This is a genomic window from Shewanella sp. DW31 (genome assembly GCF_015767295.1).
GTDB classification, from domain to species: Bacteria; Pseudomonadota; Gammaproteobacteria; order Enterobacterales; family Shewanellaceae; genus Shewanella; species Shewanella oncorhynchi.
Genome location: NZ_JADWMP020000002.1, coordinates 108,806 through 126,799 on the forward strand (window position 1 = coordinate 108,806; position 17,994 = coordinate 126,799).

At 45.9% G+C, this 17,994-nt stretch carries 15 protein-coding genes; 8 read left to right on the forward strand and 7 right to left on the reverse strand.

The genetic code is table 11. The annotated features are described in order from the left end of the window. Nucleotides 1-167 precede the first annotated feature (167 nt). From GWI56_RS02775 to GWI56_RS02785, 3 genes are read right to left on the reverse strand one after another with little or no spacing between them, the layout of a single operon-like run. Nucleotides 168-560 carry a DUF423 domain-containing protein gene (locus GWI56_RS02775; RefSeq protein WP_011918954.1) on the reverse strand — a complete coding sequence of 131 codons (393 nt, stop codon included), beginning with the start codon at nt 558-560 and terminating at the stop codon, nt 168-170. Between the two features lie 28 nt (nt 561-588). Further along, nucleotides 589-1,263: an alpha/beta family hydrolase gene (locus tag GWI56_RS02780; protein WP_198572078.1), complete on the reverse strand. Its 675-nt coding sequence runs from the start codon at nt 1,261-1,263 to the stop codon at nt 589-591. After that, nucleotides 1,244-2,155, reverse strand: coding sequence for a transcriptional regulator GcvA (locus tag GWI56_RS02785; protein WP_105249769.1), 912 nt, complete (start codon nt 2,153-2,155; stop codon nt 1,244-1,246). The genes GWI56_RS02780 and GWI56_RS02785 overlap by 20 nt, the downstream gene beginning before the upstream one ends. Before the next feature lie 211 nt (nt 2,156-2,366). Here GWI56_RS02785 and GWI56_RS02790 point away from each other — a divergent pair, with 211 nt between their 5' ends. Further along, nucleotides 2,367-2,603, forward strand: a complete 237-nt coding sequence (locus tag GWI56_RS02790) for a hypothetical protein (protein ID WP_198572079.1) — start codon at nt 2,367-2,369, stop codon at nt 2,601-2,603. Nucleotides 2,604-2,738: 135 nt separating this feature from the next. Here GWI56_RS02790 and thiI read toward each other — a convergent pair whose 3' ends face one another. The 3 genes from thiI to pomA form a co-directional block, all read right to left on the reverse strand. After that, nucleotides 2,739-4,193, reverse strand: a complete 1,455-nt coding sequence (gene thiI / locus GWI56_RS02795; RefSeq protein WP_028760687.1) for a tRNA uracil 4-sulfurtransferase ThiI — start codon at nt 4,191-4,193, stop codon at nt 2,739-2,741. Between the two features lie 449 nt (nt 4,194-4,642). Beyond that, nucleotides 4,643-5,569, reverse strand: coding sequence for a flagellar motor protein MotB (locus tag GWI56_RS02800; RefSeq protein WP_198572080.1), 927 nt, complete (start codon nt 5,567-5,569; stop codon nt 4,643-4,645). A 3-nt stretch (nt 5,570-5,572) separates the two neighbouring features. Further along, nucleotides 5,573-6,340: a flagellar motor protein PomA gene (gene pomA / locus GWI56_RS02805; protein WP_173497062.1), complete on the reverse strand. Its 768-nt coding sequence runs from the start codon at nt 6,338-6,340 to the stop codon at nt 5,573-5,575. 314 nt (nt 6,341-6,654) lie between these two features. Here pomA and xseB point away from each other — a divergent pair, with 314 nt between their 5' ends. From xseB to dxs, 3 genes are read left to right on the forward strand one after another with little or no spacing between them, the layout of a single operon-like run. Beyond that, a complete protein-coding gene (gene xseB, locus GWI56_RS02810; protein WP_006080884.1) occupies nt 6,655-6,894 on the forward strand; it encodes an exodeoxyribonuclease VII small subunit in 240 nt (79 codons plus the stop codon). A gap of 2 nt (nt 6,895-6,896) precedes the next feature. Further along, entirely contained in the window at nt 6,897-7,778 is an 882-nt protein-coding gene (gene ispA, locus GWI56_RS02815) for a (2E,6E)-farnesyl diphosphate synthase (RefSeq protein ID WP_113941026.1), read from the forward strand. Nucleotides 7,779-7,799: 21 nt separating this feature from the next. Then, on the forward strand, nt 7,800-9,668 hold the full coding sequence (gene dxs, locus GWI56_RS02820) for a 1-deoxy-D-xylulose-5-phosphate synthase (RefSeq protein ID WP_168823303.1): 1,869 nt from the start codon (nt 7,800-7,802) through the stop codon (nt 9,666-9,668). 125 nt (nt 9,669-9,793) lie between these two features. Here dxs and grpE read toward each other — a convergent pair whose 3' ends face one another. Continuing rightward, nucleotides 9,794-10,414: a nucleotide exchange factor GrpE gene (gene grpE / locus GWI56_RS02825; RefSeq protein ID WP_113941025.1), complete on the reverse strand. Its 621-nt coding sequence runs from the start codon at nt 10,412-10,414 to the stop codon at nt 9,794-9,796. Between the two features lie 100 nt (nt 10,415-10,514). Between grpE and nadK the strand changes: the two genes are divergently transcribed. From nadK to GWI56_RS02845, 4 genes are all read left to right on the forward strand, one after another. Next, complete coding sequence (gene nadK / locus GWI56_RS02830) at nt 10,515-11,393, forward strand: NAD(+) kinase (RefSeq protein ID WP_198572081.1); 879 nt, start codon at nt 10,515-10,517, stop codon at nt 11,391-11,393. 1,016 nt (nt 11,394-12,409) lie between these two features. Further along, nucleotides 12,410-14,053, forward strand: coding sequence for an L-lactate permease (locus GWI56_RS02835; RefSeq protein WP_049821741.1), 1,644 nt, complete (start codon nt 12,410-12,412; stop codon nt 14,051-14,053). Nucleotides 14,054-14,130: 77 nt separating this feature from the next. Then, nucleotides 14,131-16,935 (forward strand): FAD-binding and (Fe-S)-binding domain-containing protein, encoded by a 2,805-nt coding sequence (locus GWI56_RS02840; RefSeq protein WP_113941023.1) that lies wholly within the window; start codon nt 14,131-14,133, stop codon nt 16,933-16,935. Nucleotides 16,936-17,245: 310 nt separating this feature from the next. Continuing rightward, a complete protein-coding gene (locus tag GWI56_RS02845) occupies nt 17,246-17,989 on the forward strand; it encodes a (Fe-S)-binding protein (RefSeq protein WP_006085148.1) in 744 nt (247 codons plus the stop codon). Nucleotides 17,990-17,994 lie beyond the last annotated feature (5 nt).

The following is a 17,994-nucleotide window of genomic DNA, read 5'->3' on the forward strand; positions in this document are numbered from 1 at the left end:
GAGAAATCCAAGCCAAAGCATTGGCTGACTATCGATTTGGGCGCCAGTATACCAATTTCAATCCACAAATGCCCTATTTGCCTACTGCTGAACCTTGAATTGCGATTAGAGAAATAAAAAAGGCTTAGGTGCGCCCTAAGCCTGTTAACTCACATAAGCATCAGCGATTAAGACTCATGACCGTCGATAACTTTGTGACGCCATACCGCGGCGGCAAATAATAACCAACCGAGTAAGAAACAACCACCACCCATAGGCGTAATAGGACCTAACCACTTAGTCCCAAACAAAGCCAGTCCATATAGTGAGCCCGAAAATAGTACTATGCCTGCGACAAAGAGATATGCCGACCAGTCCAGTAAACGCGAGGTTAACCATTGGCCCGAGAAGGCAACCATGATGAGGGCAAAGGTATGGTAGAAATGATATTGCACACCTAAGTTAAAGACTTCAATTAAGTTTGGTGGCGCGACCGCTTTTAAACCATGGGCACCAAAAGCCCCTAAAGCGACGGCTAAGAATCCGCTCACGGCGGCGAGTAACAATAAACCTTTACGCATTTAACGCTCCTGCTGGAATGGGATTAACTCATTCAACTTTTATTCGCTCAACATCAAGCTCACGAATAAAATCACTTGATAAATCAATAGCACGTGCAAGGTTAGCGGCTTCACTGGTGCCTGACGACTTTCTTGGGACAAAACTATGATCGCCGTCGGTTATCCAAACCAATCCTATCTCAGCTTTCAAGGGCCAGCTTGGGATCTGCGCTTTGCCACCAAACTTATCCCGCTCACCCTGTACGACTAATACTGGGACTTGGCATTCATTCAAAGGTTCCAATCTAGGCTCGCCGCCTTTGAGTGGCACAAAAGGATAACCTAAACAAATCACCCTATCGATGTGCGCCGCTAACGTAAGATCGCAGGCTAATAGGGCCGCCATACGACCACCCATGGATTTCCCCATTAACACCACACGTTCAACTTGTGGTTGTGAGTGGGCGATATCGAGCATCTGTGTAAAACACGCGAGCAATTTAGGCGCACGGTCCGGTGGACGCCGTTTGCCATCGACTGCATTCGCCTGCATATAAGGAAAATTAAAGCGCATCACTCGGAAGCCCTGAGCAACGAATCCCGCCGACATGGCCTGCATAAAATCAGAATCCATGTTAGCACCCGCACCGTGGGCCAATAAAATCAAAGTACTCGCAGGCTCCCCTTCTAATACATAACTCGGCTTATCCAGGCAACAACTCACTGCGAGACTCCTCGGCAAACATGTCTAACATCCATTCACGAAACGCCACCACTTTACCCAGCTCAGCATGGTTTTGCTGGCAAACTAAGTAGTAAGCATCTTTACTGACCAAGACTTCTTGGAATGGACACACAAGCCGCCCAGCTTTGATATCGGGGCGTGCCAGCACGCTGTAACCCAGAGCAACCCCTTGACCGTGGGCCGCCGCCTGCAATACCAAAGACGAATGACTGAAAATAGGTCCTTGATTCACATTAATATCGGTAATGCCACATTGCCTAAACCACGCCTGCCAATCGTGACGATTCATATCATGTAATAGCGTGTGATACTTTAAATCGCTCGGTTTTGAGAGTGGTTTAGGACCGTTGAGCAACATGGGCGAACACACGGGAATAAGCACTTCGTTTCTGAGCTTATCCGCACGTAGCCCAGGCCAATTACCTAAGCCATAATAAATAGCCACATCCACATCATCGGTTAATGAACTCGCTTCGGTATCAACGGCCTTAATTCGCACATCGATATCGGGATTTTTCTCACTGAATTTAGCCAAACGTGGCACTAGCCATTGAATCGCAAAACTGGGTGACATACTGACCGTCAGCGAACCAATCGCACTGCGGGCGAGTAATCTGTCGGTGGCATCGGCAAGCTGAATAAAGATATCTTTGATGTCGAGAAAATAGCTCTGCCCTTCTTCGGTTAATAGTAAAGAACGGTTCTTTCGACGAAATAATTTTAATCCGAGGAAATCCTCTAATGCCTTTATTTGATGGCTCACCGCAGCCTGTGTAACAAACAATTCTTCCGCTGCCCGCGTAAAGCTCAAATGCCGTGCGGCGGCTTCAAATGCTTTAACCGCATTAAGCGGTGGTAATCGTCTCGACATAGTGATCTCAGTCTCGTTTTTTAATTAGTTTTTCTAATCCGTATTGTTACATTTAATCGTTTGTAAAGGCCAGCGTTTTTGGTTAAATTTTGCGCCAATGAAACACCAATAGCGATGAAACATCCATAGCTATGAAATACCTAAGTTAGACAATCTCAAAGTTGGTGATGGGAATGTCTGACAGCGTTACTTTGTCAGCCCGGAGGCGACTATGTTCAATTTAAAATCGGCATTTGCGTTAATATTAGTCTCAGCACTCAGCTTTAATGCCAGTGCAAATGTACTCGTTGACGAAATCGTCATTGACACAAGCGACTTGCAAGCCAATATCACTGCAGATTTAACCGCTGCAATGAATAAAATGCACCAAGAAGTGCTACAAGAAGCCACTCTGTTGATTGCCACAGACGATGTCACATCTCATCAGCAGGTCGTTAAAGCCGAATAACCTAAACGACACTGAAATTCAGATCACGATCAGTAAGACCAAAGAAAAAGCCGCATTAATATGCGGCTTTTTTGTACTTAAATCGCAAATCAATCCCACTGACAATATACGGCAATGGGCAAGTTTTCGCCCGACTTATGGGCGATACACTTTCACGTTCGTGTAGCCTTGCTCAATTAAATACAATGCCTGCAATTTACTCATCACCCCACGCTCACAATAGAGCAAATAAGTCTTTTGCTTATCGAGATCGGCAAACTGAGTCGCTAACTTGAAGAATGGGATGCGCTTTATCTCAATACCTTCAATTTGCAGCGGTTTGCTTTCCTCTTCTTCAGGGGCACGAATATCAATGACCACTTGGTTGGTATCGATACTGGCAACCGTTTCAGTCTCAGTAATCCGAGTATCCATTTGTTCTGCGATCTCCCTGATATCGATAGTGACAGATTGGGCGATGATCTGATCGATCAAATCCTCAGAGAACTTTTTCTCTTCCGCTTCAACCTTAGCTAATACCGCTTTTACCGTTGGCTTTTGCGAAATTACGCCGCAATATTCAGGCATTGATTTAGCAAAATCTTCGGTGCCGATTTTACGGCTCTCGTTGATAATGTCTTGCTTATCCATGGCGATTAAGGGACGTAGAATCAATAACTCAGTACAACGGTCGATGACGTTTAAGTTGGTCAGGGTCTGGCTAGACACTTGGCCTAAACTTTCACCGGTAACTAAGGCTTGAATGCCCATACGCTCGGCGATACGCGCCGCGGTACGCATCATCATGCGTTTCAATACAACGCCCATTTGACCGTTATCGATACGCTCTAAAATCTCAGCAACCACAGGCTCAAAAGGCACAGAGATAAACTTCACTTTATGGGATTCACCGTAGGTTTTCCACAAATGGTAAGCCACTTGTTTAACACCAATTTCATGCTGTGCGCCGCCCAGATTGAAGAAGCAGTAGTGGGTACGAGCGCCTTTTTTGATAAATTGATAGCTAGAAACGCCAGAGTCAAAACCACCCGAAATCAAGGACAATACATCTTCCTGTGTTGCCATCGGAAAACCGCCTAGACCTTCAATACGCTTAGTCACCATATAAAGGTTATCGCGCTCAATCTCTAAATTAACGGTAATGTCCGGATTCTTTAAACGCACGCCTAGCGCATCGGTAAACTGGTTTAAGCCACCACCGACATAACGTTCAACTTCAATAGAATTAAAATCATGATCGCCAGTACGCTTTACTCGCACGCAGAAGGTTTTACCCGCGAGTTGGTCACGGTAAACAGGCAAGACTTGCTGATAAATATCATCAACAGATTCAAAGCTGTACTCATCCACTTGCACTACGTGTGCAATGCCAGGAATACACGCCAGACGCTCACCGAAAGCTTGGGCCAATTCAGGCTTATCCTTTGGTACCATCACCATAATGCGGTCCCATTGACGCTGCACTTTTGCATCTTCGTCAACTTTTTTAAGCACATTACGGATGTTAGTTTCGAGCATTTTGGTGAAGCGCATGCGTACAGGCTTGCTCTTCATCATGATTTCTGGATACAGCTTTACAATAAACTTCATGGGATTTCCGCGGGCAATTTTAAAACAGCAAAATTGGTTAAAAGAATAATCGGGGGATTATATACCCAAGCAACCTAAAAAGGCGAGTTTCAGCGCACATAGCCAACAGCGACACAGGCCAAATTTGTGGCGTATTCATCGCGTATTAATGACTAAATCACGGCAGCTAATTAGGCTGAAATAATGTCACTAAAGCCTATTCGAATGGTTTGAATTTCCCTGCTTAAAATAAGTGATTTGAGATAAATCATTAACAATAAGTCGTTGAGGGATAGTTAAGGAAACTTAGGGATTACACACTCAATGTGATTAACGTAAAGCCCAAATGGATTTAAATCAACCACAGAAATTTGATGCATAACACGTTAACTAAAAAGGGAAAAGTCCACATTAGCTCGATAAAAAAGCCGCAAGATTATTGCGGCTTTAGATTGGGAGTATCTAAACACTTAAGGCAAATTACCGATCTGAATTTCTTCAGACTCCTTCGCTTTACCTTGCTCAATAGCAATTTCAACCCTGCGGTTACGGGCACGATTTTCCGGAGAATCGTTAGGCACAATCGGATTGTTAGACGCCATACCAACCACTTTCATTCGATTAGAATCAAAGCCGCTGACCTGTACTAACTCATGGGCCACTGCTACGGCACGTTTGCTGGATAAATCCCAATTAGAACTATAGAGCTCATCACTTATTTGCATATCATCCGTGTAACCTGACACTGTGATGACACCTGGCACATCTTTTAACAATTCGCCGACTGAGCGCACCACAGGTTTAAATCGAGGCTGCAGGAAGCCTGAGCCAGAAGCAAATGACCCCTTCTCACGTATACGAATAATAATCTGCTGACCTAATGACTCAATTTCAATCGCTCCATCGGTGATCTCTTTATTGAGCTCCTGCGCCATCTTCTTCACTTGCTGATTGATCTTTTCTTGCGCCGCTGCCGCTTCCGCTTTAACCGCATCGGCAACTTCTTGCGCCGTAGCACTCGCTTCGCCCCCCCGCTGAGAACCATTTTGCTGCTGCACGCCGCCCGCACTATCGTCTTCACCCGCTTGGAAATCCAATACAGGTTCAGTCATTTCATTCGTTTGCTGGTTAATGATTTCAATCGGAGTCGGATCGGGGCGTCCTGGTCTAAATTCTAAGGCAATGACAGAAGTCCCTTTCGGGATATCTTTAACTTCCACCTTATTTTGCACACCAAAGGCATACTTCATTGAGCCCGCGATCTGCTTAAACTTCATCACGTCCATTTCAGAAAATGACAATAACAATACGAAGAAACACATCAACAGCGACATCAAGTCGGCAAATGTTGCCAACCAGAGCGGTGCTCCGGGCGGTGGACAATTGCACTTAGCCATGGGCTACTCTCCGTCCGTTGTATCGATTTTACGATTTTTTTCAGCGAGATAATTTTTCAAAAAGCCTTCAATCACCCGCGGGTTTTGTCCGTCTTGAATCGCCAATACCGCATCCATAATAAGGTTACGATTGAGCATTTCCTCCCCCATCCTAAGCGTTAGCTTATCCGCGATAGGAAGACAAACCATGTTAGCAACCATAGCGCCGTATAATGTGGTTAACAACGCAACCGCCATCGAAGGACCAATAGATTTAGGATCCGCCATATTTGATAACATGGCCACGAGACCAACGAGTGTACCTATCATCCCCATCGCTGGGCCAACATCACCAAAGGCTCTAAATATGCCAATCCCCGTCCGATGACGTTCTTCCGTTAGAGCGATGTCCTTCTCTAGAGCTGCACGCACTACTTCACCATCATGACCATCGACTAACATATCGACAGCCTTTTGCATAAAAGTATTGCTAATTTGCGCCTCTTCTAATGCCAAAAACCCCCCTTTACGGGCAGCATCTGCCATAGTCACTGACTGTTCAATCAAGTCTTCTGGTTTATCAATCTTAAATACAAAAGCTTTCAAAGCAATTTTAACGGCGCTTAAAAACTGTTTAAGAGTGAACTTCATCATTACCACGAAGAAGGACCCACCGAACACAATCAGGATCGAGGGCACATCAACGAAAATCATCAAGCCGCCACTGGTCACCATAGCGCCGAGAATAAAACCAAAGGCTCCCACAATTCCGATTATTGTTGCTAAATCCACAACGGCTCCTCAATTTTCGTAATAAACGACATAATACTTACTCTGGGTAAGCAAGAACACTCAGTTATTCTACCGAATAAGATAATCCCACCGACACACATACGAGCCTTGTTTATCCAGTTAAAAATTACCATACAAATGATGATACTATTGTCAGTTATCGGACACACACTAAGCAAGTTTAGCGACAATTTATATTTTCTGGAAAAATTTCAGTAACAAAGCGTGCTATTGAGCAAATATCTTTAGTCTGAATTTGACCCTTACGCCGCCCTGATATACCTTGTGTCCGCTAAATCAAAGGAAACCTGAACGTGGCGAAGAAACCCGAAAATCTTAGTTTTGAAGAATCCCTTGGCGAACTTGAACGCATCGTTGCCGATCTAGAACAAGGCGATATCTCCCTCGATGACGCGTTAAAACAATTTGAACGTGGCATCAATCTCGTTCGAAATAGCCAAGCAAAACTCGAACAAGCCCAACAAAAAGTGGCCATTTTACTGAAACAAGACGAAAATGCGCCCCTATCCCCCTATGCCGTTGAGGGCGAATAAGCGTGTTAGTCAGTACCATTCAAGAATATCAACAACGAGTTGATGATCAATTAAAACAGCGTTTTAGTACGCTTGAAGATACCGCTCCCCAATTAAAAGCCGCTATGACTTACGGTGCCTTATTGGGAGGGAAGCGCATTCGACCGTTCCTCGTATACAGTGTAGGACGCATGTTTGGGGTCGAACTCGAAAAGTTAGATGCTTGCGCCGCAGCCATTGAATGTATCCATGCTTATTCATTAATCCACGACGATTTACCCGCCATGGACGATGACGAGCTGCGCCGTGGCCAGCCGACAGTGCATATCGCCTTTGATGAAGCGACGGCCATTTTAGCGGGGGATGCTCTGCAAACCTTAGCCTTTGAAATTGTCACCGAAGCCGTAGCAGGGATCAGCAGCGAACAACATATTGCTATGGTAAGAGTATTAGCCAAAGCCTCAGGTTATCGTGGTATGTGTGGAGGCCAAGCGATAGACTTAGCCTCGACCGATAAACATATTGATCTTAAAGCGTTAACTCAGCTACATAATATGAAAACTGGCGCCCTTATCAGCTGCGCCGTTGAGTTAGCTTTGATCGCCGCAAACGCGCCAAAAGATCAGTATGCTGCTATGATGGATTTTGCTCGTGCGGTCGGACTCGCCTTCCAAGTACAAGACGATATCCTTGACATCGTAGCCACCACCGAAGAGCTAGGTAAACCGCAAGGCTCTGATACTGAATCGAATAAGAGTACGTTTCCACAACTACTTGGACTACAAGGTGCACAAGACACCGCCAAACAACTGATCCAAGAGGCACTATCAGCGCTGGCTAAATTGCCATACAATAGCCAGTTAATTGCAGACTTCGCCCGCTATATCATTGAGCGAAGAATATAATAAGAGTCGAAGTATCTCGCTATGAGTTTGGACATTTCTCAGTTTCCCGTGTTGGCGCAGGCCAACACCCCCAATGAGCTCCGCCAGCTTCCTCAGGCACTTTTACCACAAGTAGCCGATGAACTGCGCGAGTTCCTTCTTAAGTCTGTTGGCATGTCCAGCGGACATTTTGCCTCTGGGCTCGGCACAGTAGAACTCACTGTGGCACTGCACTATGTCTACAATACCCCCTTTGATCGACTGATCTGGGACGTAGGCCATCAAGCCTATCCCCATAAAATTCTCACGGGTCGACGTGACAAGATGCACACCATTCGGCAAAAAGATGGCTTACATCCTTTCCCATGGCGTGAAGAAAGTGAATACGACACTTTCAGCGTTGGCCATTCTGGCACGTCGATTAGCGCCGCGCTGGCGATGGCGATAGCTGCAGAAAAAGAACAAGCAGGTCGTAAAGTGGTCGCTGTGATCGGCGATGGCGCTATGACTGGCGGCATGGTGTTTGAAGCCATGAACCACGCGGGCGACTTGCACAATGACATGCTCGTGGTACTGAACGACAACGAAATGTCGATTTCAGAAAATGTCGGCGCCCTCAACAATCATTTAGCACAACTGATGTCAGGCCGTTTCTACACCACACTGCGCGAAGGCGGCAAAAAAGTGTTGAAAGGTATGCCTGTCATCAAAGAAATGGCCAAGCGCACTGAGGAACACCTCAAAGGTATGGTCGTTCCTGGCACTCTATTTGAAGAGTTAGGTTTCAACTACATAGGTCCTATCGATGGCCACGATGTAGACGCTCTGGTCGAGACCATGCGCAATATGCGTAATCTGAAAGGTCCACAGGTGCTGCACATCATGACCAAAAAAGGTCGTGGTTATGAACCTGCTGAAAAAGATCCTATCGGTTGGCATGCTGTGCCTAAGTTTGACCCATCACTCTTTAAAAAGCCGGCCACCAAACCCGGTTTACCGACCTTTTCTCAAGTCTTCGGTAAATGGTTGTGCGACATTGCCGAACAAGATGAGAAAGTGTTAGCGATTACTCCTGCGATGCGTGAGGGTTCTGGCATGGTGGAGTTTTCCCAGCGCTTCCCGAAACAATATTTTGATGCAGCGATTGCTGAGCAGCATGCCGTCACCTTAGCGGCGGGTTTTGCCTGCGAAGGCTTCAAGCCTGTAGTCGCAATTTACTCGACTTTCCTGCAACGCGCCTATGATCAGCTTATTCACGATGTCGCACTACAACAATTGCCCGTGTTATTTGCCATTGACCGTGGCGGTATCGTCGGTGCCGATGGTCCAACCCACCAAGGTGCATTCGATTTAAGTTTTATGCGTTGTATCCCTAATATGGTGATCATGGCGCCGTCCGATGAAAACGAATGTCGTCAAATGCTCTACACTGGCTATTGCTATGATGCGGGCCCAAGTGCGGTGCGTTACCCAAGAGGTAGTGCCACGGGAGCGATGCAAGTCGAGTCCATGACTGCGTTGCCAATTGGTAAAGGTGTCATTAAGCGCATCGGTAAGCGTATTGCCATACTTAACTTTGGTACCTTGCTCGCATCGGCATTAACCGCTGCCGAAAGCTTAGATGCGACGGTTGTCGATATGCGCTTTGTGAAACCACTTGATGTTGATCTGATAAAAGAAATGGCACTAACCCATGAAGTGTTAGTCACTGTGGAGGAAAATGCCATTATAGGCGGTGCGGGTGCAGGTGTTCTTGAACAGCTTCAAAAGCTAAAAATGCCTAAAGCCGTACTCCAAATAGGTTTGCCAGACGAGTTCATTAAACATGGCTCGCCAGAAGAAGTCATCCACGACTTGCAACTGGATGCCGAAGGCATACTGGCGCAAATCAATGCTTATCTAGCGCAATAGGCTGAACTTGCTTATCTCGTTAAGACGCTAAATCTTATCAATAAAAAATTCCGCCCATAAAAAAGGACTGCAATTGCAGTCCTTTTTTGTTGCTGTCTGTTATAACAGCGGCCTAACCAATAAGCTTAAGCTTCGATATCTATCGTCGCGGTTTCTTGGTTAGGGCCACCCTGTGACACCATTACCATAGCAGGGCGCAGCAAGCGACTGTTCAGCTCATACCCCTTTTGCATCACCAACATCACAGTGTTCGCAGGGAACTCAGCGCTTGGCTGCATGCCAATCGCTTGATGTTGATCAGGGTTAAATGACTGACCTTGTGGATCAATTTGCTTAACACCAAATTTAGCCACCGCAGTGAGTAAACTTTTTTGAGTTAACTCAACACCTTGATAAATCGCTTTCGTCGCTTCATCTTCTGGGTTTGTACCCATTAGCGCGCGCTCCATGTTATCAAGCACAGGCAAAAGCTCATTGGCGAACTTTTCCAAGGCAAACTTGTTCGCCTTTTCCACATCCATTGCGGCACGACGGCGAATGTTATCGACCTCGGCTGCGGCGCGGATGACTGAATCCTTCTGCTCTTCAACTTTCGCCAAAGCTTCAGCGAGTAACTGTTCCAGCTCTTCAATACGGAAATTGGCCTGGGTAAGCTCATCGATCAGACTTGCTTCTGCGGTAGATACTTCAGACTCTACACCCTCTTGGATCAGATCCTGTTCTGCTTTAATCGATTCGTTGCTCATTTTCACTCCAGCTAAAAATGCTTTGTTTCTGAAATACTCTGGGCATATTATGGGGATCAATTTTGACGTTTCAAGGCCTAAGGCCAGATCTAGCATAAATATGACCACAAAGTTTCATACTATCGGCCTTATCGGCAAACCTCACCACCAAGGGACCAACCAAACCTTAAAGCGTCTGCATTATTGGCTGACAATGCAGGGCTTTGAAGTCTTAGTGGAAGAGCGTGTTGCTACCGAATTAGGACCCAATATCCTAGCGGTCGATTTACTAGAAATTGGCGCGCGTTGCGACTTAGCCATAGTCGTCGGTGGTGACGGTAACATGCTCGGCGCGGCAAGGGTATTAGCCCGCTTCGATTTAGGCGTGATTGGGGTTAACCGCGGCAATTTAGGCTTTTTAACCGATCTGCCGCCCGATGCCTTCGAAGAGGCACTCGCCAAGGTACTCGATGGGGAGTTCGATACCGAGCATAGATTCTTACTCGAAGCCGAAGTCTATCGCCACGGTATGCTCAAGGCGAGCAACACCGCCGTCAACGAAGCCGTACTCCATCCGGGTAAAATTGCCCACATGATTGAGTTTGAGGTCTATATTGACGATCAGTTCATGTACAGCCAACGTGCCGACGGCATGATAGTGTCAACGCCTACCGGTTCAACGGCCTACGCCCTCTCCGCTGGCGGCGCTATTCTGACGCCTAATTTACAGGCCCTAATCTTAGTACCTATGTTCCCGCACACTCTGTCGTGTCGCCCGATTGTTGTCGATGCGTGCAGCACCATAAAAATGGTTGTGTCACCTGAAAATGGCGAAAACCTCGAAGTCAGCTGTGATGGCCACGTGCATTTAGCCGTGTTACCCGGCGATGAAATCATAGTGCGCCGCAGCTCTGAACGTTTACGGCTTATTCATCCTAAAGGACACAACTATTTCCACGTGCTGCGGACCAAATTAGGCTGGGGCAGCAAGTTGTTTTAAGTCTGTATCTGTTGGCTAAATCACTAATAAAAGAGACATATCACGTCTCTTTTTTATTTTGTAAATTTAACCTAGAAGGTTGCGATTAAAGCCTTATCTTTTCCCCTGCACAGTCTTTGGTGAACTTTTTAGCACTTCTCACAAACAACTAATATTCGCATTAATGGCGTTTGAGCATTAATGACACTAACCAGTCTGATAAAAGTTCAAACAGTATTTTTTAGTTTTGTTACTTAAAATTTCTGCTTCAATTTCACCCTGTTCTCTCAATTTCCCCTCTTAACCCATTAGAAGCGGTCACTTTTTATTTCAACTTTTCTGTTATTCGCTCAATATACTTGAATATTTGGGCTGGCTGTTCGCTCAAATAAACTGAAACTAAATTAAACAATGGTTATTAAATTTCATATTAAAGTAAAATTCATTAAGTGATATCCATCACAATAAAATCCCACCATTTTAAAACGTGCTCTAGATCACTATAAAAAACCATTCCAAAATGGACATATTAGGCAAACATTACAATAGCTTGATGAAAATAGAAGTAAATGAGTTAATCTAGCCACAACAATCTATGCGACCTTAATCACACCTTAAAAATGACTGAAAAAACCAATAACAGACTATTAATGAAATAAATGGATCAGTTAATTGCAATAATGACGATGAATATGAGTGATAGCTCTACTTTTAATAACCAGAAAAACAACAAATTTAATTTAATATAACCAAAGTAGATATACACCCAACAGTCTAAGTGATCATTGTCACATATAAGAAAATCCCCCGAGAGAAGCACCCCGCAGCACTGTAAATTAGCATTTCATATAACAGCCAAGATGATCTAGATCATATTAGTCAAGCTCACAATAGCGTCTAGTACACAACACAGAATGTCGAGACCGTAAGTACTTGCAGTATTAACTGCTGATTTATTGGTCTGGGAAGTCGACATGAAGGCAGATGAAAAATCCTAATATCAATAATAAGACAGACCACTTTATGAAGAGGCAAGCATGACAATACTTCAACTCCTCGCTAGCTTGACGCCAGTGCTCAGTGTAATGCTATTTCTAGTGTTACTCAGAATGCCTGCATCTAAGGCTATGCCTATCTCCATGATAATCACAGCGCTCGCCGCCGTGTTTATTTGGCAAATGGATACCACATTACTGGCGGCATCGGTCCTCGAAGGACTGCTCTCAGCCATCACACCGTTAACCATCATTTTTGGTGCCGTATTCCTACTCAATACCCTGAAATACTCAGGTGCCATGGACACTATCCGTGCTGGGTTTACTAACATCAGTGCCGATGCCCGTGTACAAGTCATCATCATCTGTTGGTTATTCGGTGCCTTTATTGAAGGTAGTGCTGGTTTTGGTACTCCCGCAGCCATTGGCGCACCACTACTGGTATTGCTTGGTGTACCACCCGTTGCCGCAGCTGTCGTGGCTTTGATTGCTGACTCGGCCTGTGTATCCTTCGGTGCGATTGGTCTACCCGTACTTTTTGGGATGGAACAGGGTCTGATCCAAGGTGGCGTGAGCATGGCGGCGGAGCAATTTGCTGCCCATGGGGGTAACTATGCTGGTTATGCTCGATATATCGTCATGCATATGATCACTATCGACTTAATCACAGGTTCATTAATTCCTCTCGTAATGGTGACCATGCTAACTGGATTCTTTGGTCGCAATAAATCCTTTAAGGAAGGCTTAGCAATTTGGAAATTTGCGATTTTCTCAGGTCTTGCCTTTACCGTCCCCGCATGGATCATCAACTACCTTGCAGGCCCAGAATTCCCTTCGGTTATCGGTTCATTGATCGGTATGGCCTTAGTGATCCCGGTTGCGCGTAAAGGCTACTTACTGCCTAAAACACCATGGAATGATTTCGCAGAGAATGACAGTCAAGAAAGCGGAAAAGTCGAAACAACGGCTAAGTTTTCCCAAATTGCCGCTTGGACACCTTACATCATCATGGCTGCGCTTTTGGTACTGTCGCGTACAGTGGCACCGTTAAAAGCATGGTTATCAAGCTTTAACATCAGCTGGACAGGCCTAATGGGCACTGAGCTTAAAGCCAGCTTCGCAACCTTATATGCACCAGGTGCCTTCTTTGTTGCCGTGTGTATTCTAGGTTTCTTCCTGTTCAAAATGAAAAGCCCTGCGATTCAGCAAACGGTCGGTGTTTCATGTAAGTCCATGTTGCCAACAATTATTTCATTAGGCGCATCAGTGCCTATGGTAAAAATCTTCTTAAACTCAGGCGCGAATGGTGCAGGTCTTGCCTCAATGCCTGTCGCTTTAGCGGATATGTTGGCAGGTTCCATGGGCGCAGTGTGGGCTTGGATGGCGCCTATCGTGGGGATTTTTGGTGCCTTCTTATCCGGTTCAGCCACCTTCTCAAACATGATGTTCTCCAGCCTACAATACAGCGTTGCCGACAATATTGGCATGAACCACACACTGGTATTGGCACTACAAGGTATCGGTGCAAACGCCGGTAACATGATGTGCGTAATGAACGTGGTTGCCGCTGCAACGGTAGTGGGTATGGCAGGTAGAGAATCAGAAATTATCCGTAAAACAATGCCTGTTGCCATTGGTTATGCCTTACTGGCGGGCACAATAGCTACCCTGTGGGGTGGATTCTAAGCCGTTTTATTTTATTGAATGCCCGAAGTCACTCCCAGTGACTTCGGCTTTAATCTATTAATAAAGAGAGTGATGCTATGTCGATTAACTATAAACTGGTCATCGATGATCTAAGAACGCAATTAGGTGATCATCCCGTGACGGATGATCCCGTTCGCCGTTTTGCCTGGTCCACCGATGCAAGCTACTTCAGGATAGTCCCAGAAGTGGTTGTCCATGCAGAAACCCTAGAACAGGTAAAGCTCACATTAGCCGTTGCCCGTAAGCATGATGCACCCGTCACGTTTAGGGCCGCTGGAACCAGTTTATCTGGCCAAGCTATCGGTGAAGGTATTTTGTTGATCCTTGGCCATGATGGTTTTAGAAAGATTGAAGTCAGTAGCGATGCCAAACAGATCACCTTAGGTGCTGCTGTCATTGGTTCCGACGCTAACGCCGTACTCGCGCCGCTTAACCGCAAAATTGGTCCCGATCCCGCCACCATAGGCTCCGCCAAAATTGGTGGTATTGTGGCAAACAATGCTTCGGGAATGTGCTGTGGTACTGCGCAAAACAGTTACCAAACTATCGCTTCCGCGAAACTTCTTTTTGCAGATGGTACTGAACTCGATACAGGCTGTGAAAAATCAAAAGCAGCCTTTGTTAAATCCCATGGAAAAATACTGGATGCGCTGACAGAACTGTCGCACATGACTCGCCATAACACAGTGTTAGCGGACAGAATTCGTAAAAAGTATTCCATTAAAAATACCACCGGCTACGGCATCAATTCGTTACTCGATTTTACCGACCCATTTGACATCATCAACCACTTAATGGTGGGGATGGAAGGCACCTTAGCCTTTATTAATGAAGTCACTTATCACACAGTGAATGAAGCTAAATTTAAAGCCTCAGCTATGGCCGTATTCCATAATATGGAAGATGCCGCACGAGCCATACCACTGATAAACGGTGAAAGCGTTTCTGCTGCTGAACTCCTTGATTGGCCATCAATCAAAGCAGTAACGGGCAAGCCTGGCATGCCAGATTGGTTATCAGAATTACCGGCCCTATCCGCTATTCTACTGATAGAATCCCGTGCTGATGACGACAAAACCTTAGAAAATTATACTCAAGATGTCACCGCGAAACTCGCCGGATTTGACTTTATCCGCCCAATGGAATTTAGTACTAATCCAGCGGTTTATGACAAATACTGGGCAATGCGCAAAGGCTTGTTCCCGATTGTAGGTGGTGAGCGTCCAAAGGGAACCTCAGTTATCATCGAAGACGTAGCCTTTGAACTAGAGCACCTTGCTGCTGCGGCGCACGATATCACTGAGCTTTTCCATAAACATGGTTACCCTGAAGGCTGTATTTATGGCCATGCTCTTGCGGGGAACTTCCACTTTATCATTACCCCCACCTTCTCGACTCAAGCCGATATCGATCGTTTCCATGCCTTTATGGATGATATTGCCGACATGGTGATTAACAAGTACGACGGTTCAATGAAAGCCGAGCATGGTACTGGCCGTGCTGTCGCGCCGTTCGTCGAAAAAGAATGGGGACAAGATGCTTACACTTTGATGAAGAGCATCAAACAAGTATTTGATCCACAGGGTATTCTAAACCCAGGCGTTATTCTTAACGACGATAGCAATGTCCACGTTAAAAACATCAAGCCCTGCCCTGTGGTCGATGATTTTGTTGATAAATGTATCGAATGTGGTTTCTGTGAAAAAACCTGTCCAACATCAGCACTCAACTTCTCACCTCGTCAGCGTATTGCGACTCTACGTGAAATCGAACGTTTAGAACAATCCGGTGATAAAGCCGCAGCAGCAGAAATGCGCGCCGCCGCTAAATACGATGTAGTTGATACCTGTGCCGCCTGCCAGCTTTGTACTATTGCTTGCCCAGTGGATAACAGCATGGGGCAACTGGTGCGTAAACTGCGCACGCCGTACATCAGCACTACTGAACAAAAAGTCTTAGATTTCCAAGCCAAACACTTTGGCGCAGTTAACCAAGTTATCAGTTCAGGTTTTGACATGCTTGGCGTGATCCACAAGATCACTGGCGATAACATTACCAGTGCCCTAATGAAAACCGGCCGTTTGATTTCAAAAGAAGTGCCTTATTGGAACCCCGATTTCCCGAAAGGCGGCAAATTGCCAAAACCATCCCCCGCTAAAGTTGGCCAAGAAACAGTGGTTTACTTCCCAGCATGCGGCGGCAGAACCTTTGGTCCGACACCCAAAGATCCCGATAACCGCACTTTACCTGAGGTGGTCGTCACGCTGCTGGAACGTGCTGGCTATAACGTCATCACGCCAGAAAAAACCCGCGATTTATGTTGCGGCCAGATGTGGGAATCTAAGGGCGACTTTAAAAACGCCGATGCCAAACGCCAAGAACTTATCGATGCAGTGAGCAAGATGACCAATGGTGGCAAGCTGCCAGTGATCGTCGATGCCCTGTCTTGCACCTACCGCACTTTGTCAGGTAATCCAAAAGTACAAATTATCGACTTAGTTGAGTTTATGCACGACAAGCTACTGACTAAGCTCAACATCAGCAAAAAAGTCAATGTGGCACTGCACTTAGGTTGTAGCGCACGCAAGATGAAACTTGAACCTAAGATGCAAGCAATCGCCGATGCCTGCTCAGCGCAAGTACTCAAACCTGCGGGAATTGACTGCTGCGGTTACGCGGGTGAAAAAGGCTTGTATAAGCCTGAAATCAACGCCAGCGCACTGCGTAATATCAAAAAGCTCATTCCTGTCGAGATTAAGGAAGGCTATTACGCCAACCGTATGTGCGAGGTCGGTTTGACCCAACACAGCGGCATTTCCTACCGCCACTTAGCTTATCTGCTCGAAGAGTGCAGCCGCTAATCTGGTATGACAGTAGTAAACAACGGGGCTATTTTTAGCCCAGTTTGTTTATATAAGCGAACTATTCTCATTTATTTGTCATTAAGTATTTTTTGAGAATTTCAAACCTGAATAAATACATTTTAAAATCAATTTAATCAGCAAGTTAAAATATTCTCATTTTTGAAAAAATCTACAAGCTCATTTACTAAATTAGGGCTACTTATTCCGCTAAGTTAGGCCTATATTTGTTCAACTACCTTAGCATTAGTGTGGATATTGGGTCACACTGCAAGGCAATGTCGTTCACTAACAAGAAAGAGAAAACACAATGAAAATCGCCCTTTTCATCCCGTGTCTAGTCAATCAAATGATGCCAGAGGTCGCGATTGCCACCTTGGAATTATTAGAGAAACTCGGGCACCAAGTGATTCTACCCGCGGGTCAAACATGCTGTGGCCAGCCGATGACAAACTCGGGTTGCTTCGATGCAGCACGCAGTACCACCCTTAAATTGCTCAACGCCTTTAAAGGAGTGGAATGCGACGCTATTGTTTGCCCTGCCGCCTCTTGTTTAGTGGCCGCCAAAGAAAACTTCCACGAGTTTGATAGCAGCCCAGAAGCACAAGCTGTGATCAACAAACTCTATGAACTCACAGAGTTTTTACACGATATCGCGCCGATCCCCGCCTTTACCAAGCCCTTCGCGCACAAGGTAAGCCTGCAACTGAGTTGCCATGGCATTCGCATGTTAAGCCTTGCCACCCCAAGTGAACAAATGGGGCCAAGATTCAACAAAGTCGAAGCTGTATTGGCCAATATTGCAGGCATAGACATAGTGTATCCAGACCGCCGTGACGAATGCTGCGGCTTTGGTGGCACCTTCGCCGTCGATGAAGGCGCAGTGTCAGCCAAAATGGGCAAAGACAAGGCCCAAGCCCACGCCGCAACGGGTGCTGAGTATGTGGTGGGTTTTGATCCTTCATGCCTGTTGCACCTCGATGGCATGATCCGCAGACAGCAATTGCCGATTGAAATTCGCCACATAGCGCAAGTGCTAAACGCCGCGCTCTAGGAGAC